Genomic DNA, 24,091 nt, shown 5'->3' with positions numbered 1-24,091 from the left:
ACACGCCGGCAGGGTGTGAATCACCTGGAGGCATGTCCTGTGGATATTTCCGGAAGGTATCGGAAGGTACCTTTCTGGTTGGAAATAATCCGCGCTAATTATCTCATTATTAATTACTCAGTGGCAATAAAAAAAGCAGAAATAATGTTAAAAAATGTTTGTTTAGGCGAATATTGAACACTTATTCTGCATAATTATGCAGAAACGGACATCAGGAATAATTATGTCGGATTATGAAAAACGCATTATTTCCGGGAGTGGAAAAAATTACGGCGGTTCCGGAAATCCCGTTTTATTTATAATCAGGTTGTACACTTGTTATCCACAATTTATTCACCGCCCGTGAAACCGTAAACAGCCGAACGCAATATTAAAGGCACGGGCGGATAAAACGCCGCGGGACAGTGCGGCCGCTTCGGGACCGGCCGCAGACTCAGTCTGTTCAGACCTGCTTCCTTAAAACCGTGTTACCTTTCGACTGCTTTTTCCACACTAGGTGACAGTGTTTTTCTGTTTAGGATACGGGCGATGACAATCATGATGATTACGGCCGCAAAACCGAGAAAGAGCGGCGGAACGGTGCTGTGAAGCACCGGTCTGGCAAGTCCTGCCACCAGAGTGCCCGCCAGCATGGCGGGAACGGCCCAGGCCGGAGGAATGAGTTTCGGACGGTACAGTGCCAGAACCAGAGGTATGAAGATACCGGCTCTGAGAGCCAGCGCCAGTATGTTCCAGGTCAGTATCTGTGATTCAAGATTGCACAGGGAGAAGGTGATGGTGAGTACGGAAATCAGAATAACGGTGAGACGGTTGGTTCTCAGTATCTTTCCGCTTTCGGTAATTCTGAATACCCTGGTCCATATATCTCTGGTGAGCAGGGTGCTGATGCCCAGCGTGAGTCCGGCAATGGAACTTATCAGGGCGATAATCAGAACTCCGAGGGCTATGCCGGCGAGCGGTTCGGGAAGATAGCGCATGATGAATTCAGGCAGCGCCATGATGGGAGTTACCTCCGGATGCATGGATTTCATGTACATTGAAGCCAGTACACACGGAATTCCCACCGGAAAACTGAGTGCGGAAGCCGCGAAGCAGCCGATTCTGGCGGCTTTCACATCCCTTGCGGAAAATATTGCCTGAGCATAGTTCTGGGCGCACAGAAGTCCGGCAGACATGGATATCACTGTTTCGAGAGGCTGCCAGTATCCCTGTCCGAACATGTCCAGTCCGCGGGGAATGAAATACTCTATGTCCTTCACCTCATGCAGACCCTTTGACGCGGTATAGCCGATGACCGTCAGCATCAGCCACAGAATCACGCTTTTGAAAAGACCTGAAACGCTGGCTCCTTTGATTCCGCCGAAGTATATGTAAACGATAATCAGGAAGAACAGGATGGCACCGGCCGCATAGATGTTTATATCCATAAGGTGGGATATGAGGTAGATGGCCGGAAGTACGGAGGCGACGGCGGCGAAGAATATGCCGCTTGAGGAAATGACGGAGGCTACGGGACCGCTGCCGGAACCGTAGGTGTTTATCAGCAGCTGGGTGATGGTTTCGCTGCCGCTTTCACGGAACCTGCGGGCGAAGAACAGGCCCATGAAGAGAAATCCGGTACCGATGCCGATGGTGAACCACCAGGCGCTGAATCCGAAGGAGAATGCCATCTGCGAAGTGCCTATGGTGGCACCTCCGCCGATGCAGCTTCCGGCTATGGCTCCGGCCACCATGCCTGCCGATGCCCTGCGTCCGTTAAGTGAAAAGCCTTCGGCGGATCTGATTTTTCTGGCGGACCAGATGCCTGCGCCAATGATTAGACTGATGGTGGCAACCATCATGACCATCTGTATTAGTGTAACGGACATAACTGTACTCTTAATTCTGTAATAATCTGTAATCTCTGAAGCCCGGCCGGTGATTTGCGCGCGTGTTTTTCCCGTTCACGCGGCGCTCCGGCTGAATGGTTCTGTCTGAATGCGTTTATCAGTCCGTTTCTGGAATTTGATTGTTATAGTTATGGTTTAAACCGGATTATCCGGCAGGGGCGGTAAAGCCCGTGATGTTATCTTTTACGGTGAGGAACCTCGTGCCGGCGTCTCCGGGGTGTTGCCGGTGAATCATCTGCAGACGTCTAAGTCCTCCGTAAAGTATTATAGATCAATTTTTTCCGCGTGATCACGGCATGGGCGGAATTGTTTCTTTTTTCTTCTGCCGTATTTTCTGAAGTCTTTATGAACATGTATTCTGGCAGGCATGTAACGTTTATTCCTGTCATGTGGAGAATGTCACGAAAATAAGTTAAAATACGAACCGTAGATAAATAGGGTGATGAAAGAGAGATTACCGTGCAGGATATTCGTGAAGAACACAGGGGCGTAAGTTTTCAGACCGTAAATGAGGATGAGGCCGGCGCCAGAATTGATAATTTTCTGATAAGAGTGCTCAAGGGAGTGCCCAAGAGCATGATTTACCGTATCCTTCGTAAAGGTGAGGTAAGAGTAAACAAAAAGAGAATCAAACCGGAGTACAAGCTTCAGGCCGGGGATGAAATCAGAATTCCTCCTCTGAGAATGTCTGAAGCCAAAGTGGTTCTTCCGTCAGCCAATCTTGACAGGGTCAGTGCCCTAAAGGATGCCGTTCTTTATGAAAATGACGGTCTCATGGTGATCAACAAGCCGTGCTTCATGCCCGTTCACGGCGGAAGCGGGGTTTCCTACGGGGTAATCGAGGCTCTGCGTTCCATAAGACCGGAACTTCATTTTCTGGAGCTTGCCCACCGTCTGGACAGGGAAACCAGCGGCTGTCTGATTGTGGCCAAGAAACGCAGCGTGCTGCGTCAGCTGCATGAACAGTTCAGGGAAAAGAACATGCAGAAGCAGTATCTTGCCCTGGTTCGCGGTGTGTTCAGCAAAAGAATAACCACGGTAAGAGCTCCTCTTGCCAAGAACGTGCTGATGAGCGGTGAAAGGGTGGTTCGTGTTGACGAGGTCAACGGGAAACCTTCGGTTACCGATTTTAAAATCAGGGAGAATTTCAGGGACGTGACCCTGGTGGAGGCATATCCGCATACCGGGCGTACGCATCAGATTCGCGTGCACCTTGCCTACAGGAGTCATCCGATACTCGGTGACGACAAATACGGCGACAGGGAGTTTGACCGCAGGTTTGAGGCTCTCGGGCTTGACCGCATGTTCCTTCACGCCGAACACATAACCTTTACCGATCCCGTAATCAACAGGGAAATAACCGTTTACGCGCCTTTACCCGGGGATCTGGAAAATCTGCTTTCAAACATTCGTAAGGAAGATGAGGAGGGAGAGCAACATGTTTGATGACGTAAAAGCCGTTATATTTGATATAGACGGTACATTAATGGATTCCATAAGCCGTATAGTTGAATGCATCAGAATATCCTGTTCAGAGGTCGGAGCCGACGTTCCATCAAACGAGGATTCCAAATCGGTTATAGGGCTGTCTCTAGGCGAGGCCATTGCCAGTATCCTTCCGGGACGAAATGAGGAAGAGGTGAGAAAGGCTGTTGAGGTATACAAGGATACCTACCTGCGTCTTGAAGCCGAAAATCCTACCACTCTTTTCGGAGATGCCTACGATGTGGTATCTGAACTCAAGAAGCGCGGCTACAAGATAGGTATCGCCACCGGTAAATCCCGCAGAGGCTATGACAGGGTGATGAGCTATGTTTCCATTGCTCCGTTCATAGATGTTTCATCAACCGGGGATGAAGTTAGATCAAAGCCGGATCAGCAGATGCTGAACAGACTCAGCGATGAACTCAGAATTCCGCCGAAGGGCTGTCTGATGGTGGGGGATTCAAGTCTTGACATCTGCATGGGCGTAAACGCTCATACCCGTACCGCCGGAGTGCTTACCGGGGTTCATGACAGAAACACTCTGATGAATGCCGGCGCCGATGCGGTGGTGAACACTCTTTCAGATCTCCTTGATCTTCTGCCGGGAACCGGAAACTCTGCCGGAATGCGGTAGGATAACGTCCGGTTAAGGATGATTTTTTCAGAGCCTGAAGTTTGCACTTCAGGCTTTTTTTCGCAGACTCCGGTTAAATCGGACTTAACATGCGTTTTCGGGATAAATGTTTTTGAAAATCAGGTTTTTTCCAGTAAGCTTTATATTAAGGAAGAGTCCTGACGGGCTTTCCGTAAAGTCAGGTTTTTGCGTGCTGACGGCCTGAGTGAACATGGATTTACCGTATCCGTAACCGCAGGAAGGAGAGTTTATGACAGAAAACACTGTTTCAGAATCCGGAAACAAAGATAAGAATCCCGGCGAGGCGGCGGATTGCAGACCTCTGGAGGTTAATATAAGACATGCCAGAGTACTGCGTTCTGCTCTGGACTACTGGCATGAAACCGGCCTGCTTTCCGATGAGCAGCTTAAAACTCTTAATGCCAGCATCAGAGTCGGAATAAACTGGCGCAGAATAATTTTTCATTTCACGTGGATTGCCGTGTGCTGCATGATTATTGCGGTCGGATCACTTCTTTGCAGTGACCTGATTGTCAGACTGATGAATAATACCCCGGCAGCCGTAAAAACCGTGGGGGCCTTTGCCATGGCCGCGGGATTTATCTGCTCTGGACTTGTACAGAAGGAAAAATCTCCGGAATACGTAAAAACATACAGCCTGCTTCTGGTGCTCGGATGCCTGTGCATCGCTTCGGGGCTGTTCTGCTTCGGTATGGCGCTGAACCTGCCTGAAGCCGGCATGGTGTGGATGATGATGGTCGGGTGCTTTGTGTACGGCGCGGTTGCGTGGCTCGGAAAGTCCGGACTGGTGTGGCTCTTTGCCCTGATATCATTCTGTAACTGGCTGGGCTGCTCCAGCGGCTACAGTTTCGGCGCATACTGGCTGGCCATAAAGGAGCCGTACAGATTTCTGATATTCGGCGGTCTGCTTACGTTACTGTCCTTCTGGCCGGTTTCAGCCGGAATCCTGCAGTCCCGGGATCTGCTCGGCACGAGCAGAGCGTACGGCATTCTGGTTTCGTTTACGGCACTGTGGTTTCTGTCAATTTTCGGCGACTCGAATCCGGAACTGTTCTTCTGGGCACTCGTTCTCGGAGCGGGGGCGCTCTACGCCATCTGGTTAGGCGTAAAGACGGAAAGCAGAATGCTTCTGGGATTCGGATGCGCATTCATGGGAATGGATCTGTATACCAAGTATTTTGAATACTTCTGGGACAGACTGCATGTGTCGATATTCTTCTTCCTTTCCGGTGCGGGACTTTTGATAGGTATAAAATGCATCAGAAAATTCATCATTGACAGAGAAAAAGGAAGAGTGGTGTCTGACGACTGACGGAAAGCTCTCGGACAGCCGGTGAAAAAGCTGTTGAAAAAACATCCGCGGAAATCCGGATATTCCGCAGACATCGTTATTCAGCTGAAAAAACCGGCTGTGAGTAAACCTGTGAGTATTTTAGAGGTCAGTTAATAGTCAATTTGTAATTTTTAATTTTTTTCTTTGACTATAATTTGTTTTTTATATATCATAGCGACACTATGCAAAAAGTGAAAATCCCACAGAAAGTGGACCCTCGATATACAGCAGCCAAAAGACTGGACTACGTTGGTATTATTCCAAAGGAAAAGTTGGAAAGACTGCAGGGTATAGTAGAGGAAATTGTTGAAGATGCTGAGGTCAGACTGACTTTCGGTGTCGATTTGCAGGGTATAACAGCAATTGAGGGCAGTGTTGGTACTGCTGTGAAGTGTGTATGCCAACGTTGCGGTGAACTCTTTGACTTGAAATTAAATTCCGAGATTCGCTACACTCCCGATCTGAAAAAGGTTGAGGAGCTTGGATTGGAGGATTTATATGATTACGTCGAAGTCGATGAATTCGGTGAAGTCGATTTATACCAGATTCTGGAAGACGAACTGATTCTCTCATTGCCTTCCTCTCCCAGACATGAGGATGCCGATTGTCCGGAAGGCGGAAAGGAATGGGTGGCTGGCGAATTCATAGAGCCGGAGAAAGCCAACCCTTTTGCGGTTTTGAGTAAATTAAAGAGTAAGTAAATTAGGAGAAGGCAATGGCCGTTCAACAGAATCGTAAGTCTCGTTCACGTCGCGATATGCGCAGATCACATGATAGTTTAGCTACCCCAACTGTATCTGTGGATAAGACCACTCAGGAATACCATTTACGTCACAACGTAACCGCTGACGGTTACTACCGTGGTGTTAAGGTAATTAACAAGTAATCTGAGTAAATAAAGCAGATCACCTTGGAAGGTATTACTGTAGCACTAGATCTAATGGGGGGCGATTTCGGTCCCCGAGTGTCAGTGCCTGCTATCAAGCAGGCACTGGCGTTTTATTCTGATCTGAATGTTCTGGCGTTCGGTAAGGAAGATCTGGTGCTGGATCTTTTCAGAAAAGAGAAGCTGACAGGCAATTCCAGGGTTGAACTGATAAATACTGCCGATGCCGTCGAGGGAAATGAGAATCCTATTCATGCACTGAGACACAAAAGGCAGTCATCAATGTGGGCGGCTATTGAAGCCGTTTCTACTAAAAAGGCCATGGCAGCTGTGAGTGCCGGAAATACCGGTGCTATGGTGGCGATAGCCAACCACCTCCTCGGAAACATTCCTGGAATTCACCGCAGCGCACTGGTAAAAGTGCTTCCTACATTAAATAAGAAGGGGACAGTTTTTCTGGATTTGGGCGCGAATCTTTACTGCGATCAGGATACTCTGTTCCAGTTTGCCCTGATGGGATCAATTCTGGCTTCCGACTACCTGAATATTGAAAATCCGAGAGTTGCTGTTTTGAATGTGGGACGCGAGGCTATAAAGGGGACTGATGTAATTCAGGGCGCATCTGCGCTTCTGAGTCAATGTAAAAATCTGAACTACATCGGGTTTGTGGAAGGTAATGATATTTTCGGCAGTGCCGCAGATGTCATAGTTACCGACGGATTTTCAGGAAATATAGCCCTGAAAACCGCAGAAGGTCTTTATCGTGTGATAGAACAGCGATTATACGGATTTTCTGTTTTGCACAAACTGCTCAAACCTATAAAATATCTTCTTAAAAAACGTATAACTGATATGCAGCCTGATGAATTTAACGGATCATCTCTTCTGGGACTGAACGGTGTTGTCGTTAAAAGTCACGGGGCTGCTGACTGTAATGCTTTAGTGAGTGCAATCGCTCAGGCCAGATCTGAAAGTATTAATCAGGTGCCTAAGCATATTGCTGATTGTTTGGTTAAGTTAAAGGGCGCATAGAACTCTATGTACAGTAAAATTCTCGGTACAGGCAGCTACGTTCCTCCTAAGGTTCGTACCAATGCCGATCTTGAAAAAATGGTTGAAACCAGTGATGAGTGGATTGTTGAAAGAACCGGTATTAGAGAGCGCCGAATAGCTGAAAATGAAGATACTGTTTCAGTAATGGCTTACAAGGCTGCAGTAAAGGCTGTTGAAGCCGCAGGCATCACCGCTGACGATCTTGATCTTATCATTGTCGGAACCACCAGTGCTCCGAACGCTTTCCCTTCCGCAGCCTGTCAGGTACAGGCCATGCTGGGAACAAAGGGACAGCCCGCCTTTGACGTGGCGGCAGCCTGCAGCGGTTTCTCATACGGTTTAAGCATTGCCGATTCATACATAAAGGCCGGTACTGCCAGAAGGGCTCTGGTTATCGGTGCTGACGTAATGTCTTCAGCATGTGATCCTAACGACAGAACCACCATCATTCTTTTCGGTGACGGTGCCGGTGCCGCCGTTATCGGTGCCAGTGAAGAACCGGGCATCTATTCCGCCACCATTCACGCCGACGGCTCATACGGTGATCTGCTCAAGCTGCCTAACGTAAACCGTCTCAACCCTGAAATCGGCTGGCTCTACATGAAGGGCAACGAAGTATTCAAGGTGGCGGTAAACACCTTGAGTCACGTGGTTACCGAAACAATGGAAGAAAACTCCATTGACCGCAGCGAACTCAAATGGCTTGTTCCTCATCAGGCAAATCTCCGCATCATCGCGGCCACCGCACGCAAGCTGGCACTGCCTATGGAACAGGTTATAGTAAATCTTGATAAATACGGTAATACTTCAGGCGCATCCGTACCTATCGCACTTGATGAAGGCATCAGAGACGGCCGCATCAAGAGAGGCGACCTGATTCTTCTTGAATCATTCGGCGGCGGTTTTACCTGGGGCAGTGCTTTAATTAAATACTAGGAGTTGTTTATATGGCTAATTTTGGTTTTGTGTTCCCGGGTCAGGGTTCACAGTCTGTAGGTATGCTTAAGGAACTTTCAGAATTATATCCTGTAATCAAGAATACCTTTGCTGAAGCTTCAGAAGTTCTCGGATATGATCTCTTTGATCTCGTTATGAACGGACCTGCTGAAGAACTCGGCAAGACCTACAAGACTCAGCCTGCCTTACTGACAGCTTCTGTTGCCTTATACAGACTGTGGCAGGAAAAGAGTTCCTTAAAGCCTGCAGTTATGGCCGGTCATTCACTCGGTGAATACAGTGCCCTTGTCTGTGCAGGCGTTATCGATTTCAAGGATGCCGTAAAGCTGGTCAAGCTTCGCGGTGAATTCATGCAGGCTGCCGTTCCTGCAGGCGTAGGCGCCATGGCCGCTGTAATCGGTCTTGCCGATGACGTTGTCATCAAGGCATGTGCCGAAGCCGCAGGTTCACAGGTATGCTCGGCTGTAAACTTCAACTCACCAGGTCAGGTTGTTATCGCAGGTAACAAGGAAGCCGTGGACAAGGCTTCAGAAGCTCTGAAGGCTGCGGGTGCCAAGCGTGTTCTTCCGCTTGCCGTAAGCGTTCCTTCACACTGCGCCCTCATGAAGAGCGCTGCCGATGAACTGGCCAAGGAACTTGCAAAGGTTGAATTCAGGGTTCCTTCCGTTCCTGTAATCAACAATGTTGACGTGGCAAAGGTTACCGATGCGGATTCAATCAGGGATGCCCTGGTAAGACAGCTTTACAGTCCCGTACGCTGGGTAGAAACCGTTCAGTCTGCTTCCGCAGAAGGTATCAAGACCATGATTGAAGTAGGTCCTGGTAAGGTTCTGTCAGGTTTAATCAAGCGCATTGACAAGGAAGTTAACGCAATTTCTTTAAATGATGCCGCAACTTTAGACGCAGCTCTGGCTGCAGTCGCCTAAGTAAAGGAGAAAATATGGATTTTTCAGGTAAGGTTGTACTTGTAACAGGTGCATCAAGAGGTATTGGTCGTGCCATCGCTGAAAGCTTTGCCAAGCTCGGTGCAAAGGTCTGCGGTACTGCTACTTCAGAAAGCGGTGCTGCTAAGATTTCTGAATATCTTGGTGAAAACGGCATCGGTCTGGTACTCGATGTTTCTTCTCAGGAATCAGTAGACAAGTGTCTCGAAGCCGTAAAGAACGCTTTCGGTGACGTTGATATTCTGGTTAACAATGCCGGTATCACCCGCGACAATCTGTTAATGCGCATGAAGGATGAAGAATGGGATGCCATCATCAACACCAATCTTGCAAGTGTTTACAGAATGTCAAAGGGCGTTCTCAGACCGATGATGAAGAAGCGTTCAGGCAGAATCATTTCCGTAAGTTCCGTAGTAGGTCTGATGGGTAATCCTGGTCAGTGCAACTACGCTGCTGCCAAGGCCGGTTTAATCGGTTTCTCAAAGAGCCTTGCAAAGGAAGTTGCATCACGCGGCATTACCGTTAACTGTGTGGCTCCTGGCTTTATCGCTACCGATATGACCGCTGCTCTTACCGAAGAACAGAAGTCAGCCATTCTGACTCAGGTTCCAGCAGGCAAGCTCGGCGACCCTCAGGATATCGCCAATGCGGTACTGTTCCTTGCTTCCGACATGGCTTCATACATTACCGGTGAGACCATCAGCGTAAACGGCGGCATGTACATGTAGTATATTTTTAGTATATTAGTGACATAGGACAGTTTTTTTAATATTTTACTAGATATACTAGATATAAATAGCTATAATGAGCTAAATTAAATAAGATTCATAACCCGAAAGGGTTTGTATATTAACACGATAATCGTAAATAGGATTAATATAAATGAGTAATATTGAAGAACGCGTTAAGAAAGTAATCGTTGAACAGCTCGGTGTTAACGAAGATGAAGTTGTATTATCAGCTTCTTTCATCGACGACTTAGGTGCTGACTCTCTTGATACCGTAGAATTAGTTATGGCATTAGAAGAAGAATTCGATACCGAAATCCCTGACGAAGATGCTGAAAAGATCACTACCGTTCAGAGCGCTATCGACTACATCGAAGCACATCGCAAGTAATAGCTACTTAATGTAGTTTTTCCGTGATATTAAAGAAGAGCGTTTTAGTGATTAACTGAACGCTTTTCTTGTTTAGGTCTTTTTAATTTGTACGGAGGCAATCTGTGTCAAAACGCAGAGTTGTAATAACTGGTCTTGGGATGCTCTCTCCGGTAGGTAACACCGTTGAAGAAGCATGGAAGAATTTATTAGCAGGTAAGAGCGGTATCTCTCTTATCGATCATTTTGATACTACTGATTTTCCAAGCAAAATTGCTGGTCTGGTAAAAGACTTTGATTCTGAAAAGTTTGGTATCAATAAGAAAGACAGCCGTAAGATGGACCTGTTCATCCAGTACGGTATTGCAGCAGCCTTAATGGCTTTTGAGGATTCAGGTCTTGAGATTACTCCGGAAAATGCTCCTCGTGTAGGTTGTGCAATTGGTTCAGGCATCGGCGGTCTCGGTCTTATCGAAAAGAATGCAGAAGCCCTGATTGAAGGCGGTCCTCGCAAGATCAGTCCATTCTTTGTTCCATCAACCATTATCAACATGGTTTCCGGTCATGTATCAATCAGAACCGGTGCACGCGGTCCAAATGTTGCTACCGTAACTGCATGTTCATCAGGTACTCATGCCATCGGTCTGAGTGCACGTCTGATTCAGTACGGCGACGCAGACGTAATGATCTGCGGCGGTGCCGAAAAGGCTTCAACCCAGATGGGTATCGGCGGTTTCTGTGCCCTCAAGGCATTATCAACCCGCAATGACGATCCGGAAAAGGCAAGCCGTCCATGGGATATTGATCGTAACGGTTTCGTGTTAGGTGACGGTGCCGGTGTACTGATCCTCGAAGAACTTGAACACGCCAAGGCCCGCGGTGCCAAGATCTACGCAGAACTCGCCGGTTTCGGCATGAGTTCAGACGCATTCCACATGACTGCTCCTCCTGATGACGGTGCAGGTGCGGCTCTTGCCATGCAGAACGCTATTCATGACGGCGGAATTACCGCTGACAAGGTTGGCTATGTAAACGCTCACGGTACTTCAACTCACCTCGGTGACCTCGCTGAAATCCGTGCCGTCAAGGCAACCTTCGGTGATTCAATTTCCACCGTTCGCGTAAGCTCAACCAAGTCAATGACCGGTCACCTCTTGGGTGCTGCCGGTGCAATTGAAGCAGTAATCACCACTTTAGCAGTGCGTGATCAGATCTGCCCTCCAACCATCAATCTGGTAAATCCGGATCCTGAAGTTGAAGGCATCAATCTGGTTCCTAATGTTGCCCAGAAGGCTGAATTTGATTATGCATTATCAAATTCATTCGGCTTCGGCGGTACCAACGGTTCATTACTGTTCAAGCGTTACGCTGAATAATCAGTTTTATTAAACTTAATTTGAAGGGACGGCTCAGCTGTCCCTTTTTTTGTATTAATAAAAAATGGCACGGTCCCGGCCCCGGAAGGAATCCGAAAAGGAGTACGATGCCTTCTGCGCAGGTTGACCGTATCATCTCATAAATTCAGATTTAAGGAATGCATGTTATCTTCGACAGGTTTCATGAAGATGGTGCGGATTATCTGCTTTTTTTCGGTTATACTGACTGTCAGGCAATAAGTAACAGGAGAGCTTATGACTGAAAAAGAAAAAATGCAGAAGCAGATGCTTTATGACGCCAACTACGACCGGGAACTTATCCGCGAGAGAGCGGCGGCGAAGGAGCTGTGCTACGATTTCAACAGTCTACGTCCGTCTGACGAAGAAGGACAGCGTCGAATCATGCGTGAGCTTCTCGGCAGAACCGGGGGAGCCTTTACAATCGTCGCTCCGTTCTGGTGTGACTACGGATATAACATTGAAATCGGCGAGAACTTTTTTGCCAATCACAACACGGTCATTCTTGACGGCGGTAAAGTGATATTCGGCGATAACGTGTTTATTGCTCCCAACTGCGGATTCTATACCGCAGGTCATCCGACTGATGCTGAAAGAAGAAATGCGGGACTTGAGTACGCATATCCCATCACCGTAGGTGACAATGTCTGGATAGGTGCGGGAGTGCAGGTAATGTCCGGAGTTAAAATCGGCAGCAATGTCGTTATCGGCGGAGGCAGCGTGGTGGTAAAGGATATCCCGGACAATTGCGTGGCGGTAGGGAATCCGTGCCGCGTGGTAAGAGCCATTACCGATGAAGACAGAAAAAGATGCTGGGACAGAAATTAACTTAAGGCCTGTACCGGACTGATTTATAAAAAGAAGGCTGCAGAAAAGAAAATGTCTGTTTTTCTTTCTGCAGCCTTTCTGATCGGTAAAAGGAGTTAAAAATCTCCGTTTATCTGATTTCTGTTATTTCTCCGCTTCAAAATACGCATCGATGCCGTCAGCCACGGCTTTAACGTATCTGTCCTGAAAATCAGGATTCAGAGCCATTTCCTCATCTCTGGGATTGGTGATTACCGCCGTTTCGAGAAGCACGGCCGGAATGCTGCTGCGGCGCAGTATGTAAAGATTGCGGCGGTCATAGACTGCAAGGTCGTCATTTACCAGAATCATTCTCTTGTCATTTCTGTTGTACAGGTTGGGCACCATTCTGCTGTTCTTAAGATATGAGCTGATGGCATATGACAGTCTGTATGATTTCCGAAGCTGCGGGTTTTCGTCGGAAATCAGCACGCAGTAGCCGTTAGCCCTGTCCGTTCTGCAGGTCATGTTTTTTGTCCATTCGCAGTCCTTCTCATGAACCGAGTCATGATGCAGGGATACAAGGATGTCATGTTTTCTGATTTTCGCCACTCTGTTTTTAAGCGGTGACTTCTCCAGAAGGGTACGGGTGAAGTCCACGGAGTATCCGCGTTTTCTGAGTTCCTTTTCGAGCTTCAGGGCCAGATTATGGTTGAGTACGAATTCACTGACGCGGTATTCGGTGGAGACGGCTCCGTAGTTTTCATAATCATGTCCCGGATCCAGCAGTATGCTGATGGAGGAGTGCGCGGCCACGGCTTCTCGGGAATAAACGGTCTTGGATATTTCCTTTGGTGATTTTATCTTTATGTCAGGGGTGGCGAAGGCTTTGTTTATGCTTTCGGGATTAATCTTTCCCTTCTTTTTCTTTCCGCCTTTTTCCTTCGGGGAATCACTGTTCCGCACGTTCTGTTCCGCCGTAACGGAAGTTTCGTCGAAGGCATCATCAGGCTGGGTTTCATCACCGGCATTCTCTTCAGGTTTGTTATCGGACGGATCGGCGATGATTAGGAGTGAGCCCGGAGTGCTGCCGGTCTGATGTTCGTTTTCCGGACGGGAAAAAGCGTCCGGAGAGAGGCAGTTTTTTATAACATGGGTGATGGTATCCGTTCCGTGACCGTTAACGGCAGCCTCATCCCCGGCCTGAACTTCGGGACATAGACACATGGCGGCAATTAAGGCGGCGATTCCCGGAACGCCGGTTTCTGAAAGGAATCCCTTTCCCGTAAACAGAGACTTAAGTAAATTCCCGTCCTTTGACATGAAAAACCTCCTGCAGATGACATACGGTAAATATTCTAACGTTTGCCGTTCTCCCGTTACAGTCCGGCATTGCACTGTTGCTCGGAAGGTCAAAAAAAATCGTGAAGCGGTATCCGTTATTTCAGCTTCATTCCGTATGCCGAAGCTTTTTCCGGTTAAAACCGACTGAAACTGTCTGAATTCTGTTTTGACGGTATTAAATAATTATATTTATCTAAAACAATCTATTTATGAATATTCCCGATGGTTAAAATAGATATTAAGTTAAATAACGATTTTTATTTATTAAAAAGCAATTAAGATAATAAAAGTGTTTGTTTTATAAAAATATTTTTAAAAATATTTTACAATTTTTTCAAAAATGAGACATCGTATACAGATGTGCATGGCAATTAATGAAAGAATATAACGCACAATAAATCAGCTTATGATGTTCCGCAGGTGAATAAAGGAGTGAAAACGGTTGGTTTTCAGAACGGCGGAGCACGGAGAAATAAAAAATAGCAAAACCGGATACTTATAAAAATAATCAATAATTAATACCATAGGAAAGACTAATGACTGATATCAAATTTGAAATAGTAGAGGAGCTGGCTGTTATTTCCGAAAACCCTAAGGGATGGCGCAAGGAGCTTAACCTTGTTTCCTGGAACAATGCCGCCCCGAAGTACGATCTGCGTGAGTGGGCCCCTAACCATGAAAAGATGGGCAAGGGCGTAACCATGACCAAGGATGAGCTCAATTCACTGCGCGCGGCTCTCGGTTCAATCGCAGGATGATTTCCCCGTGAATATCAGCGGGGATGCCCCCGGTGTTTCCGCTGATATTCTTTTTTTTGTTACATGTGCTGCCGTACGCTTTTTCTTATGAAAAACACCGTTACCGGCAGTTTCCTGAAAATCAGGCCGGAAACGCCTGATTTTTCTGAAAACGGACGGATGCGTTCAGCATAATCCGTGAATCCTGCAATAAATTCAGGCTGAAACCTTTTAATACAAGAAATTTTGTTACAATACTGTATAATATGCATTGAATTGTACGATGTGTGTTTAAACGATTTCTGTTTTTCAGAATAATTATAAAAACCGGTATTGCAGATGCTGATTGATGTAACTCAGGATAATCTTTATATTTCTCTCTGTTCACGCAAGCTCAGAGCCGACAAGACCTCATACATTGAAGAGGTCGACAATGCTGTTTCAGAGGGGCACAATTTCATATCCCTGTGCGCACCGGGCGGACTGGGCGTGTCCACCTTTGCCGACATGGTAGGGGCTTTCTACAATGAAAAGACCGAGACCTCCGTATTCTGGGGAACCGATATAGTCAAGTCTGCGGACACTTTCGCCAAAAGAGGCAGGTACGCGGTACTTACCTTTGATTTCATGGAAGTTAACAACACCACTCAGTACAACAGATTCATTACCGACCTCTGCGAACAGACCGCACAGGCCATCAGGACTCTTTATCCTGAAACCGGAAAACTGCCGAAATACGACTGGGCGGCACAGCTTAAGACCCTGAGTGCTGATACCGGCAGAAAGCTGGTACTGATATTCAAGAATTTTGACAGGGTACTGCGCTTTGTAACCCGTACCGCTGATTTTCTGAATGCCTGGCGCAGGCTCTGGGCAGGTCTTATCGAAAGCAGCCGCAGGGACGGTTTTATCTATCTTGCCCTGGCAGGTACCCATATTCCCGGGATTACCGATATGCTGGTTCATCCTGAACATCCGGGGGCAGGTTCACTTTTCTACAATCTTTCCTCAGAGAAGCAGACCGGTTCCACCCGCATGTTCGGCTGGTGCGGTATCACCTTCGAGGAAATGACCACCATTCTGAAGGCAAGCTTCTCCGAACTTGATTCCGATGAACTGTACGACTGGTGCGGTCATTATGACGGGGGACTGGTAAAGCCGAGCACTCTGTTCACCTCAATTGAGGCCAGGGACATGTTCATCACCTCCAATGTGAGCAATGCCATCTGGTTTGTGAGAGACAGTCTCGGCAGCGGAACCGGAGCCTATCTTCTCTGCGGTGACATCGGCGTGGCCAGACTTCTTAACGGCGAAGTGGTGAACATGAAGGAGGTCAGCCAGTATGATCCCCGCGTAAATACCGGCTACGCCAGGGAAATCTATGCCTATACCAGAAGATTCCTGCAGATTCTCTATGCGGAGGGGCTGGTATCACTGGTAACACAGACTGACAGCCGTCTTGACGTGGCGGAACTGGTGAATACCGAGATCGTTATGGCGGTGGCAGATGAGGTTAACTCCAACAGTGATTACCTCAGAGACCTGTGTTCTCTGGTTTCACGCAGGGAACAGATTGAGCAGGCGATTGAGGATGCTGATGCCTCCGTGCTCGGCGAAGTGCTGAGGGATTATCTCCTGCTGCAGAAGAAGTACCTCGGAAACCGCAGCAGCATAACCATCTGGCAGGCGGTTTATGACTTTATTTCCGATATGGAAAACTATGAGATTATCACCTTCGGCAACATCTTCATTCTGAAGGATATCGGCGGTTCCGAGAGCTATTCGGTTATTGCCGTGGCCGTGAATGTCGATGAAAACAGATTCCTTGATGAAACTCTTAACCTGAGACTCAGATCCGGCGCCTTCAGAAAGCTGATTAACGGTTACACCGGCAGAATCTGTGTCATGGCCTATAATTTTGTTCTGTCAAACGACAGCGAGCCAAAGGTTTCAGCGCGTTCGGCTCTTCTTGCCTAGACGTCATTCATTTTTCAGATCTGCTGCGAAGCGGTGTCAGAACTGACTGACACCGCTTCGATCTTTATGGTGGCTGTATTGTTGTTTTTTCCGGAGAATCAGGAGGTCATTGCGGTCATGGTCTTTTTAATCAGATTTACTGAAGCCTGCACATCCCCGTCCATTTCAATTCAGTTTAAATACAGCAGGCTCAGAATAAAAAATGCCCGGCACGACACTGACTCAGGTATTACACGGCACACACAGTTTATCAAAACAGGCAAAATGCTGATGAGTTACGGTTAAAGGTTTTCCGAGTGCCTCAAAACATAACGCCAAAGAGTTAAGATTAGTAGATTTTCTAAAACTCAGAATATTATTTAACTGCTGCCCGGCTGCACCAATACGTCCGGCTGACTCTGCAGGTTTTACCATTAAATCATACATGGTATGGTGAACATATAGCCATTCCTGCTGTACCACTTATCGTGGTTCGAGCCTTTTTCTGGCTTTGCTCCGTTTGCACATACCGCTTTTTCAGGGGCCTGCTTCCTGATTTTTACCTAATTGCTTTTTTTTCAAGGCATCACCGGCATTAAGCTGTTTATCAGACTTTATGTCCGGTATAAATATAAAGTACTTTGTTTATATGTAATACATGCGACATACATGTAAATCATTTATTTTTACGTACTCCATGAAGTGGAATCTGGACTGAATAAACAAAAAAAGACCTGAAACCTGTAATGCCTCTGCAGGCCGGACAAACCTGCGGGAACTTTTTATTTTGAGTGCCGGGCGTTTTTCAGAAAATCAGCTGCGGCAATGTGTGTTAAAATTAGTGCCCGGATTCATTCCCGTTTCATGAACCTGATAATGAAGTCCGCCGGCAAATCTGAAAAGGCAGGGCTTTCCGCCGGGATCATGACAAAGTTAAAAACCAGTTCGCCGTCAATGGAGTATAAGTGCGTATGTCTGATGCCAAATTCATTAAAACAGTTCTGATTCTCTGTTTTGCCAGCTGTGTGGCTCCTCTTGCCACGGATATGTATCTGCCGTCGCTTACCACTATTGCCGGAGTCATGAATTCCTCCATTAACGATATGCAGCTTACCGTAAGCGTGTTCTTCGGAGGTTTTGCCGTGGGGCAGCTTTTTTACGGTCCGGTATCCGATGCCCTGGGACGCAGAAAGATAATTCTGGCGGGAACTCTGCTCTTTACCCTGGCTTCTCTCGGAGCCGTGCTTACCACTGATTTCAGGGTGTTTTTCTGCATGAGACTTCTTCAGGCTTTAGGCGGAGCCGCCGGAGCGGTAATCGCCAATGCGGTGATGAAGGATATTTTCAGGGGAACACAGTTCAACAGAGCCATAAATCTTTCAATGATAGCCATGAGTCTTGCTCCGCTGGTGGCTCCGACACTTGGCGGTTTTCTTGCCGGTTTCGGCTGGAAATACTGTTTCTATCTGCTGACCTTCATCGGGGTGATGATTCTGATATTCATAGGCTTCGGTATAAAGGAATCGCTCCCCGTCGAAAACAGACAGCCTCTTAATTTCAGAGCCGTGGCCGGAAACTACCGCCGAATCCTGGGACATCGCGGTGTCTGCGGTTCAGTGCTGGCTCAGGCCATGAACTGTGCCGCCATGTTTGCCTTTATTTCCGGGGCCTCTTCCGTGTATATGGGGATTTACGGTCTGGACAGCATGACCTTCGGCATCGTGTTCGCCATGAACGTGGTGACCATTATGGCAGTGGTAAGCTTCACCGGTTTCTTCGTTAAAAGATTCGGCTTCATGCCTACTTTCCTGAGTGCTCTCTGTCTGAGTGCCGCAGGCGGAACCCTGCTTCTCGCAGGCGCACTGGTGGAGGTTGAGAGCATCGTACTGGTGATTATTCCGGTGGTGATGACCGTGTGCACTGTGGGGCTTGTGGGTGCCCTCAGTACCACCTACACTCTGGGCAAGTTTCCGGAAATGACCGGAACCGCTTCGTCCGTAATGGGATTCATGCGTTTCGGACTCGGTTCGATTGCCGGACTGGTGTTCAACTGCATTCCCGGTAAATCAGCGGTACCAATGGCCGGAACCATGTTCGTACTGTCAGTCAGAGCACTGCTGGTGTTCCTGTTAAGCCGCAGATACCGCAGGGACGATCCGGCGATTCCCGGAGCCGTGAAAGAAAAGGTGACTGACGCTGAGAAATAAAGTCTGACGGCTTTTCTAAGCAGTGCGTATGATGTAGGATATCTACGGAAAATACTGCGGATACGTCAGCGTGCTGAAAGCTGAATTACGGTGATAACAGAATTAAGGAGGTCTCATGAGTGAGGCTTGTGAAGGTTTAAAACTGGATTTGCACAATCATTCCAACAGGTCAGACGGAGCACATACTCCCGCCGAGGTCGTCAGAAAGGCTGAAGCCGCCGGCATCAGAGTGTTCGGTCTGTCCGATCATGACAATGTATCCGGCATAGATGAGGCATATGAGGAATCCCTGAAGACCTCGGTAAAGCTGGTGGCCGGTGTTGAGATTTCCACTCCGAAAAAGATTCACATTCAGGGACTCTGTCCTGACATCAGAAACGAATGCCTCACATCTCTTCTGAAACAGCAGGACGAAAAAAGAAAGGAGCATACCAGGGAGCTCTGCCGGAAAATGAATGCCGCGGGAATCATGGCCGATTACGATGACCTGATGAACTCCTTTCCCGGAACCGTAAACAAGTACAGCGTATCTCAGTATCTGCTGAAGAAAAAGCTTGTTAATCTCAGTTCTCCGGATGATGTATATCGTAAATATTTCGGGATCGGCGGTGAAATACAAATCGGGGAAGCCGGCTGGTGTAAAATGGAAGAGGCTGTTGAATGCATTCTGAAGGCCGGAGGCATTCCCGTTCTTGCCCATATCTGGCGTTACTTTGATCCTAAAAAGCCTGAAAACACCAGGGAAAGAAGACTGGAAAAAATGCATGATCTGGCTGAACGCTTCAAAAAAGCAGGCGGCGAGGCCATGGAAACTCTGGGATGCAGACAGGGGGAGACGGAAGATTTCAGGTACGAACTGACTTATCCTACAGAGCTTGCTCTTGAGTTTGATCTGTATGCTTCCTGCGGTACCGATTATCACATGGACAGCAAATCTCCTTTAGGAGCCGAGTATGTCTTTGATAAAAGGCTCAAGCCGGTATGGATGCACCCGAAATTCCATTTCTACAGGCCTGAGAACTGATTACGGTTCTTACGGCTTCCCAAAAGGGATCAGAAGATTTTGCGGTTGAACGGATCCGCACGGCAAAGGTGAAAACATGAAACGAAAGGATCTGGCAATGCGGAAGGATGAGGTCAGAGTCATGAAGATTGCCAGAGAGGCTCTTTTTGAATTCATTTATGAAAAGTTCATTAAGGAACAGTAAGAGTTTTCTGATGCTGAAGCCGCGTCAGTGTCTGATTTCTTCGATATTGATCCGTCATCCGGAGAATTCGTTTTCTGCGCCATTGAAGGTGAGAATGAAAACGGCAATCTGCAGACACTTCAAAAAAAGTTGATCTTAAAAAGGTAATGCACCGCATTCCTGATACCGCATCTTCGATGTTTTCTTCAGAAAAACGCTACCGTAAATATACCACTGATGAGCCTGAGAATCCGTCAGAAGACTGAGTCACCGCATCAGGGCAGGGGAATCCGGGCTGCCGCATTCAGCTGATTCTGATACGATATACAACTACGGATTGTTGCCGGGACCTTATTTTTGGAGGCCATAAATCAGTTTTTCTAGCGGAATTTAATCGTTATATCAAAGCAAGCCGCATTTTGGGGCTTTTCACGGAAGTGCCGGAAGCTGACTTATAAAAACAAACAGGTATATTGATAACACAAAAGCCGTAACCTGAAGGTCACTGCTTTAAAAAAATTCTCAGGATGTTTTCTATTTACAGAAAGATTTTCACATACTCCATACTCGAATAAATAGGCCGGTTCTGTTTCCGCCCCTCCAATTTATTCAAATTTAATTTCTTCCTCAGCTCTCGCATAAACGTCAATCTGATTCTGTACATCAGGTTTACTTGCAGACCAACCTCCTGCCATACACAATTTTATAAAATCATCAATGCGATTTACACCATTCATCTCTTTTAACGTAACAGCAACGCCAAATTGCAATGGTTCCAGGTCAATGATACAGGTCATCATTTAATGAAGATATTTCCGATGATTTTTCAGAAATATTTTTAGAAATAAAAGTATATGTTTTAAGTCACATTACTCAATCGGTTTTGTTTGTATGATATCTGATCATGCGTGTAAACATTGCAGGTCAGTACCTGCATCATGTTTTCCGCAAGCCGTTTTTTTTGAAATAACGTCAGGCATGCCTGCATATCTGCGGTACACGGTTATTGGAATTCAGTGATTTAAACAGGAGTCTGTATGAAAACTTCAGAACATACCAGGTGTCCGAACTGTTCTGGCAATATGACCTTTAACATAAGGGAGCAGAGACTTGTATGTGAATCGTGTTCCAGCAGGTTTACCGTATATCAGTATGACCGTCTGCTCAGGGAGAAGAAGGAAGCCGGGGTGGAGAATTTCGCCAGAGGCGCCGTGGTTAATGAAAGTGATTCAGAAAACAGTGAGACAGATCTTCACCGTTCATACATCTGTTCATCCTGCGGCGGTGAAATAACTCCGGGTGTTTTATCAACCACCGAAAACTGTCCGTTCTGCGGCAATGCCATTGTTTTTACCGACAAGTACCGGGATCAGCGTGTACCTGACAGGATTGTTCCGTTCAAGAAGGATAAAGAGGACTTTCTGGAAATCTACCGTAAAATCCTCAAATCCAAGCGCTTTGTTCCTGACAGCTTTCTGGTTGAAGCCAGGGTGGAAAAGATAAAGGCCTGGTATGCGCCGTTCTGGCTTTACGATATGGAGGTGTCCGGCAACGCCGCGTTCAAGGTTGAGAAGGTGAAGCCTTCCGGCAAGAAATATGAACACACCGTATATTCCGGTGTAAGTACGGGCAGAGCAAAATTCTACAGTATTCCTCAGGATGCGTCGGTAGAGCTTGATGACCGCATATCCCAGGGACTGGAACCGTACAATGTGCAGAATGCACCGGAATTCAATTTCGCATGGCTTTCCGGACTTGATGCCGAAATCTACAACATGGATCATGAAGGCGGAATGATCTCTGCCAGACGCCGTGTTGAAAGATCCTTTGACCGTTACCTGTCCGGATCCAAGGATTATGAGTACTACCTGATTACTCACCGTGAATACAGCTTCAAGGCTGCAAAGATAAGCTATGCTCTGTTCCCTCTGTGGCACATGAACATATCCTGGGCCGGCAGGAAATACATGTTTTCCATGAACGGTGAAAGCGGTAAAGCCCTGTGCATATTCCCGATAAGCGAGATTAAACTGCTGTGCTGCGTATTTTTCTCGTGGCTGCCGTTTCTTACCTTTTCATGCTGGCTGACCACGGTTGATGAGTTTATGAAAATCAGGGATTCCGGAAAGGGAATGGGGGTGCTGTTTCTGGGGTATTCATTCCTGGTTTATTCGGTATTCTCCAGATACATGTTCAACAGAAACCTTACATGTATTCTTTCATCAGTTCTGTTCACACTGATTTCCTCATTTTTCGTGTACCTGTATCTTACAGGAGCTGATTCATCAGGTGACCACCTTCTGGCGATGATTGCCGCGGGCATTGTCATCGTTGTGGGTATGGTCGGTACATATGTTGCAGTCAAGAAATCCCTCAAGAAGGAATATACCCTGAAGCTCAAGAAAAACAGCGATGACTATATTAACTTCGGTGACTGCGAGCTGCACACGAAAAAGGACGTCACCATGTCTAAAATACTGGATAACAGCGGCTCTGTCATCAAGGGAATCAATCCTAAGGAAGACGAAGACTGATTTCTGAAAGTGCGGAACCTGTCGCGGAGGCGTTTTCACCGGTGAATACGTGTGACGTCACTGAAAACTCAGGATAAAAGTAACGGCAGACGATATCACGTCTGCCGTTCTTTTCATGAATCCGGATAATGCCGGTTATCTGATTACCGGATTTCTGGTGTTTTCACCGTTTCTGAAGTGACGGACGATAATGCCCATATGAGCCCTGTCGGCAGGGAACGGACACCTGAAGTAAACCACGTGACCGTCTCCCGGAGCTACGGTAATCGGCTGCTTCTTCCTGTCCATGAGGTTGTCCAGGGTGATGAAATCCCTGAAGCCCGGAGCCAGAATTTCCAGAGTGTCGCCGAGTTCAAAACGGTTGCGTACGCTGACCTGCCACAGGCCGTCACCGTCAACACCGGTTACTTCACCCACGAACTGGCTCTTGTCGGAAATGCTGTAGCCGTAGTCGTAGTTCTGATATTCACTGATGCCATGACGGGTAAGGAAGCCGTCGGTATAACCGCGGTGAGCCAGGGATTCGAGTTCAGACTTGAGCTCCTCCACGATGTCCTCTCCGCGCACTGCCGCGTCGATGGCCCGGCGATATACGGAGGCGGTTCTGGCACAGTAGTAGAATGATTTGGTGCGACCTTCGATTTTCAGGGAATCAACGCCGATTTCGCAGAGACGTTTTACGTGTTCAACCGCACGCAGGTCACGTGAATTCATGATGTAGGTGCCGTGTTCGTCCTCGTCGCAGGCCATGAGTTCACCCGGTCTCTTTGGTTCTTCAAGCAGATAGCTGTGCGGGGTAATCAGATCGCTGCCGAGATCCGGTTCAACCAGTTCGCCGGTATCGTCTTCAACCGCCCTGTGAAGCCTGTAGGCCCATCTGCATGAATTGGTGCAGGCACCCTGGTTCGAGTCGCGGTGGGTGAGATAGCCGCTCAGCAGACAGCGTCCGGAGTAGGCCATGCATAACGCGCCGTGAACAAAGACTTCAAGTTCCATCTGCGGACATTCGTTGCGGATTTCCTCGATTTCGTCAAGGTGAAGTTCACGTGACAGGATGATTCTGCTGAGTCCCATCTTTTCCCAGAAACGTACTGAGGCGAAGTTGATGGTGTTTGCCTGAACGGAGAGATGGACAGGCATGTCCGGATAGGCTTCCCTTACCATCATGATCATGCCGGGATCTGACATGATGAGAGCGTCGGGATTCAGGGCGACGATGTCGGCCAGATCTTTCGCGAACTTCTTCACCTTGATGTTGTGAGGCTGAATGTTTACCACCATGTAAAGCTTTTTGCCTGCTTCATGAAGCTCTTTAATGGCAGAGTCCAGAGTCTGATAATCAAATTCGTTGTTTCTGATGCGCAGACTGTAGCGGGGCTGACCGGCATAGACGGCATCGGCTCCGAAAGCCGTAGCGTATCTGAGATTCTTTAAAGTACCTGCCGGTGATAAAAGCTCTGGTTTTTTCATTTATGATCCCTTAAATCTGGTAACTGTATTTTTCAAGCCGGTATATTGTATTATGTTATGAACGATTTGTGTACCGCTCCGGGACATTCAGGAGAAAACTGTCCTGAGAGTGTCATAAGACATGAATCTTTTTCCGGCTGATTTTTTGCGGTATATGGTATCACGTTTGGGGCATT

At 47.4% G+C, this 24,091-nt stretch carries 21 protein-coding genes; 17 read left to right on the top strand and 4 right to left on the bottom strand.

Annotation, left to right across the window (positions count from 1 at the left end):
• Positions 1-467 precede the first annotated feature (467 nt).
• The gene (locus BMY80_RS05310; RefSeq protein ID WP_093141622.1) at positions 468-1,868 is read right to left on the bottom strand and encodes a sodium:solute symporter family protein; all 1,401 of its coding nucleotides are present in this window, start codon (positions 1,866-1,868) and stop codon (positions 468-470) included.
• 489 nt (positions 1,869-2,357) lie between these two features.
• Between BMY80_RS05310 and rluC the strand changes: the two genes are divergently transcribed.
• From rluC to BMY80_RS05245, 12 genes are all read left to right on the top strand, one after another.
• Positions 2,358-3,335, top strand: coding sequence for a 23S rRNA pseudouridine(955/2504/2580) synthase RluC (rluC, locus tag BMY80_RS05305; protein ID WP_093141629.1), 978 nt, complete (start codon positions 2,358-2,360; stop codon positions 3,333-3,335).
• Positions 3,328-4,008, top strand: a complete 681-nt coding sequence (locus BMY80_RS05300) for an HAD family hydrolase (protein WP_177178496.1) — start codon at positions 3,328-3,330, stop codon at positions 4,006-4,008. Before rluC ends, BMY80_RS05300 begins: the two co-directional genes overlap by 8 nt.
• Before the next feature lie 250 nt (positions 4,009-4,258).
• Positions 4,259-5,341, top strand: coding sequence for a hypothetical protein (locus BMY80_RS05290; RefSeq protein ID WP_093141614.1), 1,083 nt, complete (start codon positions 4,259-4,261; stop codon positions 5,339-5,341).
• A 203-nt stretch (positions 5,342-5,544) separates the two neighbouring features.
• Positions 5,545-6,063, top strand: a complete 519-nt coding sequence (locus tag BMY80_RS05285; protein ID WP_031578686.1) for a YceD family protein — start codon at positions 5,545-5,547, stop codon at positions 6,061-6,063.
• A 14-nt stretch (positions 6,064-6,077) separates the two neighbouring features.
• Entirely contained in the window at positions 6,078-6,248 is a 171-nt protein-coding gene (gene rpmF / locus BMY80_RS05280) for a 50S ribosomal protein L32 (RefSeq protein WP_031578687.1), read from the top strand.
• 24 nt (positions 6,249-6,272) lie between these two features.
• Positions 6,273-7,280: a phosphate acyltransferase PlsX gene (gene plsX, locus BMY80_RS05275; protein ID WP_143066456.1), complete on the top strand. Its 1,008-nt coding sequence runs from the start codon at positions 6,273-6,275 to the stop codon at positions 7,278-7,280.
• A 6-nt stretch (positions 7,281-7,286) separates the two neighbouring features.
• Complete coding sequence (locus BMY80_RS05270) at positions 7,287-8,237, top strand: beta-ketoacyl-ACP synthase III (protein WP_093141608.1); 951 nt, start codon at positions 7,287-7,289, stop codon at positions 8,235-8,237.
• Between the two features lie 11 nt (positions 8,238-8,248).
• Positions 8,249-9,184, top strand: coding sequence for an ACP S-malonyltransferase (gene fabD / locus BMY80_RS05265; RefSeq protein WP_093141606.1), 936 nt, complete (start codon positions 8,249-8,251; stop codon positions 9,182-9,184).
• Positions 9,185-9,198: 14 nt separating this feature from the next.
• Positions 9,199-9,930: a 3-oxoacyl-ACP reductase FabG gene (gene fabG / locus BMY80_RS05260; protein WP_093141603.1), complete on the top strand. Its 732-nt coding sequence runs from the start codon at positions 9,199-9,201 to the stop codon at positions 9,928-9,930.
• A 154-nt stretch (positions 9,931-10,084) separates the two neighbouring features.
• A complete protein-coding gene (acpP, locus tag BMY80_RS05255) occupies positions 10,085-10,321 on the top strand; it encodes an acyl carrier protein (protein WP_031578692.1) in 237 nt (78 codons plus the stop codon).
• Positions 10,322-10,425: 104 nt separating this feature from the next.
• Entirely contained in the window at positions 10,426-11,676 is a 1,251-nt protein-coding gene (gene fabF, locus BMY80_RS05250; protein ID WP_031578694.1) for a beta-ketoacyl-ACP synthase II, read from the top strand.
• 255 nt (positions 11,677-11,931) lie between these two features.
• Positions 11,932-12,522: a sugar O-acetyltransferase gene (locus tag BMY80_RS05245; RefSeq protein ID WP_093141601.1), complete on the top strand. Its 591-nt coding sequence runs from the start codon at positions 11,932-11,934 to the stop codon at positions 12,520-12,522.
• Positions 12,523-12,645: 123 nt separating this feature from the next.
• Here BMY80_RS05245 and BMY80_RS05240 read toward each other — a convergent pair whose 3' ends face one another.
• Entirely contained in the window at positions 12,646-13,803 is a 1,158-nt protein-coding gene (locus BMY80_RS05240; RefSeq protein ID WP_093141598.1) for an N-acetylmuramoyl-L-alanine amidase family protein, read from the bottom strand.
• Positions 13,804-14,360: 557 nt separating this feature from the next.
• Between BMY80_RS05240 and BMY80_RS05235 the strand changes: the two genes are divergently transcribed.
• From BMY80_RS05235 to BMY80_RS05210, 4 genes are all read left to right on the top strand, one after another.
• On the top strand, positions 14,361-14,582 hold the full coding sequence (locus tag BMY80_RS05235) for a YdbC family protein (RefSeq protein WP_093141596.1): 222 nt from the start codon (positions 14,361-14,363) through the stop codon (positions 14,580-14,582).
• 318 nt (positions 14,583-14,900) lie between these two features.
• Positions 14,901-16,538, top strand: a complete 1,638-nt coding sequence (locus BMY80_RS05225; RefSeq protein WP_031580108.1) for an AAA family ATPase — start codon at positions 14,901-14,903, stop codon at positions 16,536-16,538.
• Between the two features lie 950 nt (positions 16,539-17,488).
• Positions 17,489-18,724, top strand: coding sequence for a Bcr/CflA family multidrug efflux MFS transporter (locus tag BMY80_RS05215; RefSeq protein ID WP_093141588.1), 1,236 nt, complete (start codon positions 17,489-17,491; stop codon positions 18,722-18,724).
• 115 nt (positions 18,725-18,839) lie between these two features.
• Entirely contained in the window at positions 18,840-19,748 is a 909-nt protein-coding gene (locus BMY80_RS05210; RefSeq protein WP_093141585.1) for a PHP domain-containing protein, read from the top strand.
• A 768-nt stretch (positions 19,749-20,516) separates the two neighbouring features.
• Here BMY80_RS05210 and BMY80_RS05200 read toward each other — a convergent pair.
• Positions 20,517-20,711: a hypothetical protein gene (locus BMY80_RS05200; RefSeq protein WP_093141583.1), complete on the bottom strand. Its 195-nt coding sequence runs from the start codon at positions 20,709-20,711 to the stop codon at positions 20,517-20,519.
• A gap of 237 nt (positions 20,712-20,948) precedes the next feature.
• Here BMY80_RS05200 and BMY80_RS05195 point away from each other — a divergent pair, with 237 nt between their 5' ends.
• The gene (locus tag BMY80_RS05195; RefSeq protein ID WP_093141580.1) at positions 20,949-22,445 is read left to right on the top strand and encodes a hypothetical protein; all 1,497 of its coding nucleotides are present in this window, start codon (positions 20,949-20,951) and stop codon (positions 22,443-22,445) included.
• 135 nt (positions 22,446-22,580) lie between these two features.
• On the opposite strand, the gene trhP is transcribed toward BMY80_RS05195, so the two are convergent.
• A complete protein-coding gene (trhP, locus tag BMY80_RS05190; protein ID WP_031579802.1) occupies positions 22,581-23,915 on the bottom strand; it encodes a prephenate-dependent tRNA uridine(34) hydroxylase TrhP in 1,335 nt (444 codons plus the stop codon).
• Positions 23,916-24,091 lie beyond the last annotated feature (176 nt).

The organism is Ruminobacter amylophilus, assembly GCF_900115655.1.
GTDB classification, from domain to species: Bacteria; Pseudomonadota; Gammaproteobacteria; order Enterobacterales; family Succinivibrionaceae; genus Ruminobacter; species Ruminobacter amylophilus.
This window is presented reverse-complemented; position numbering and strand designations above follow the sequence as displayed.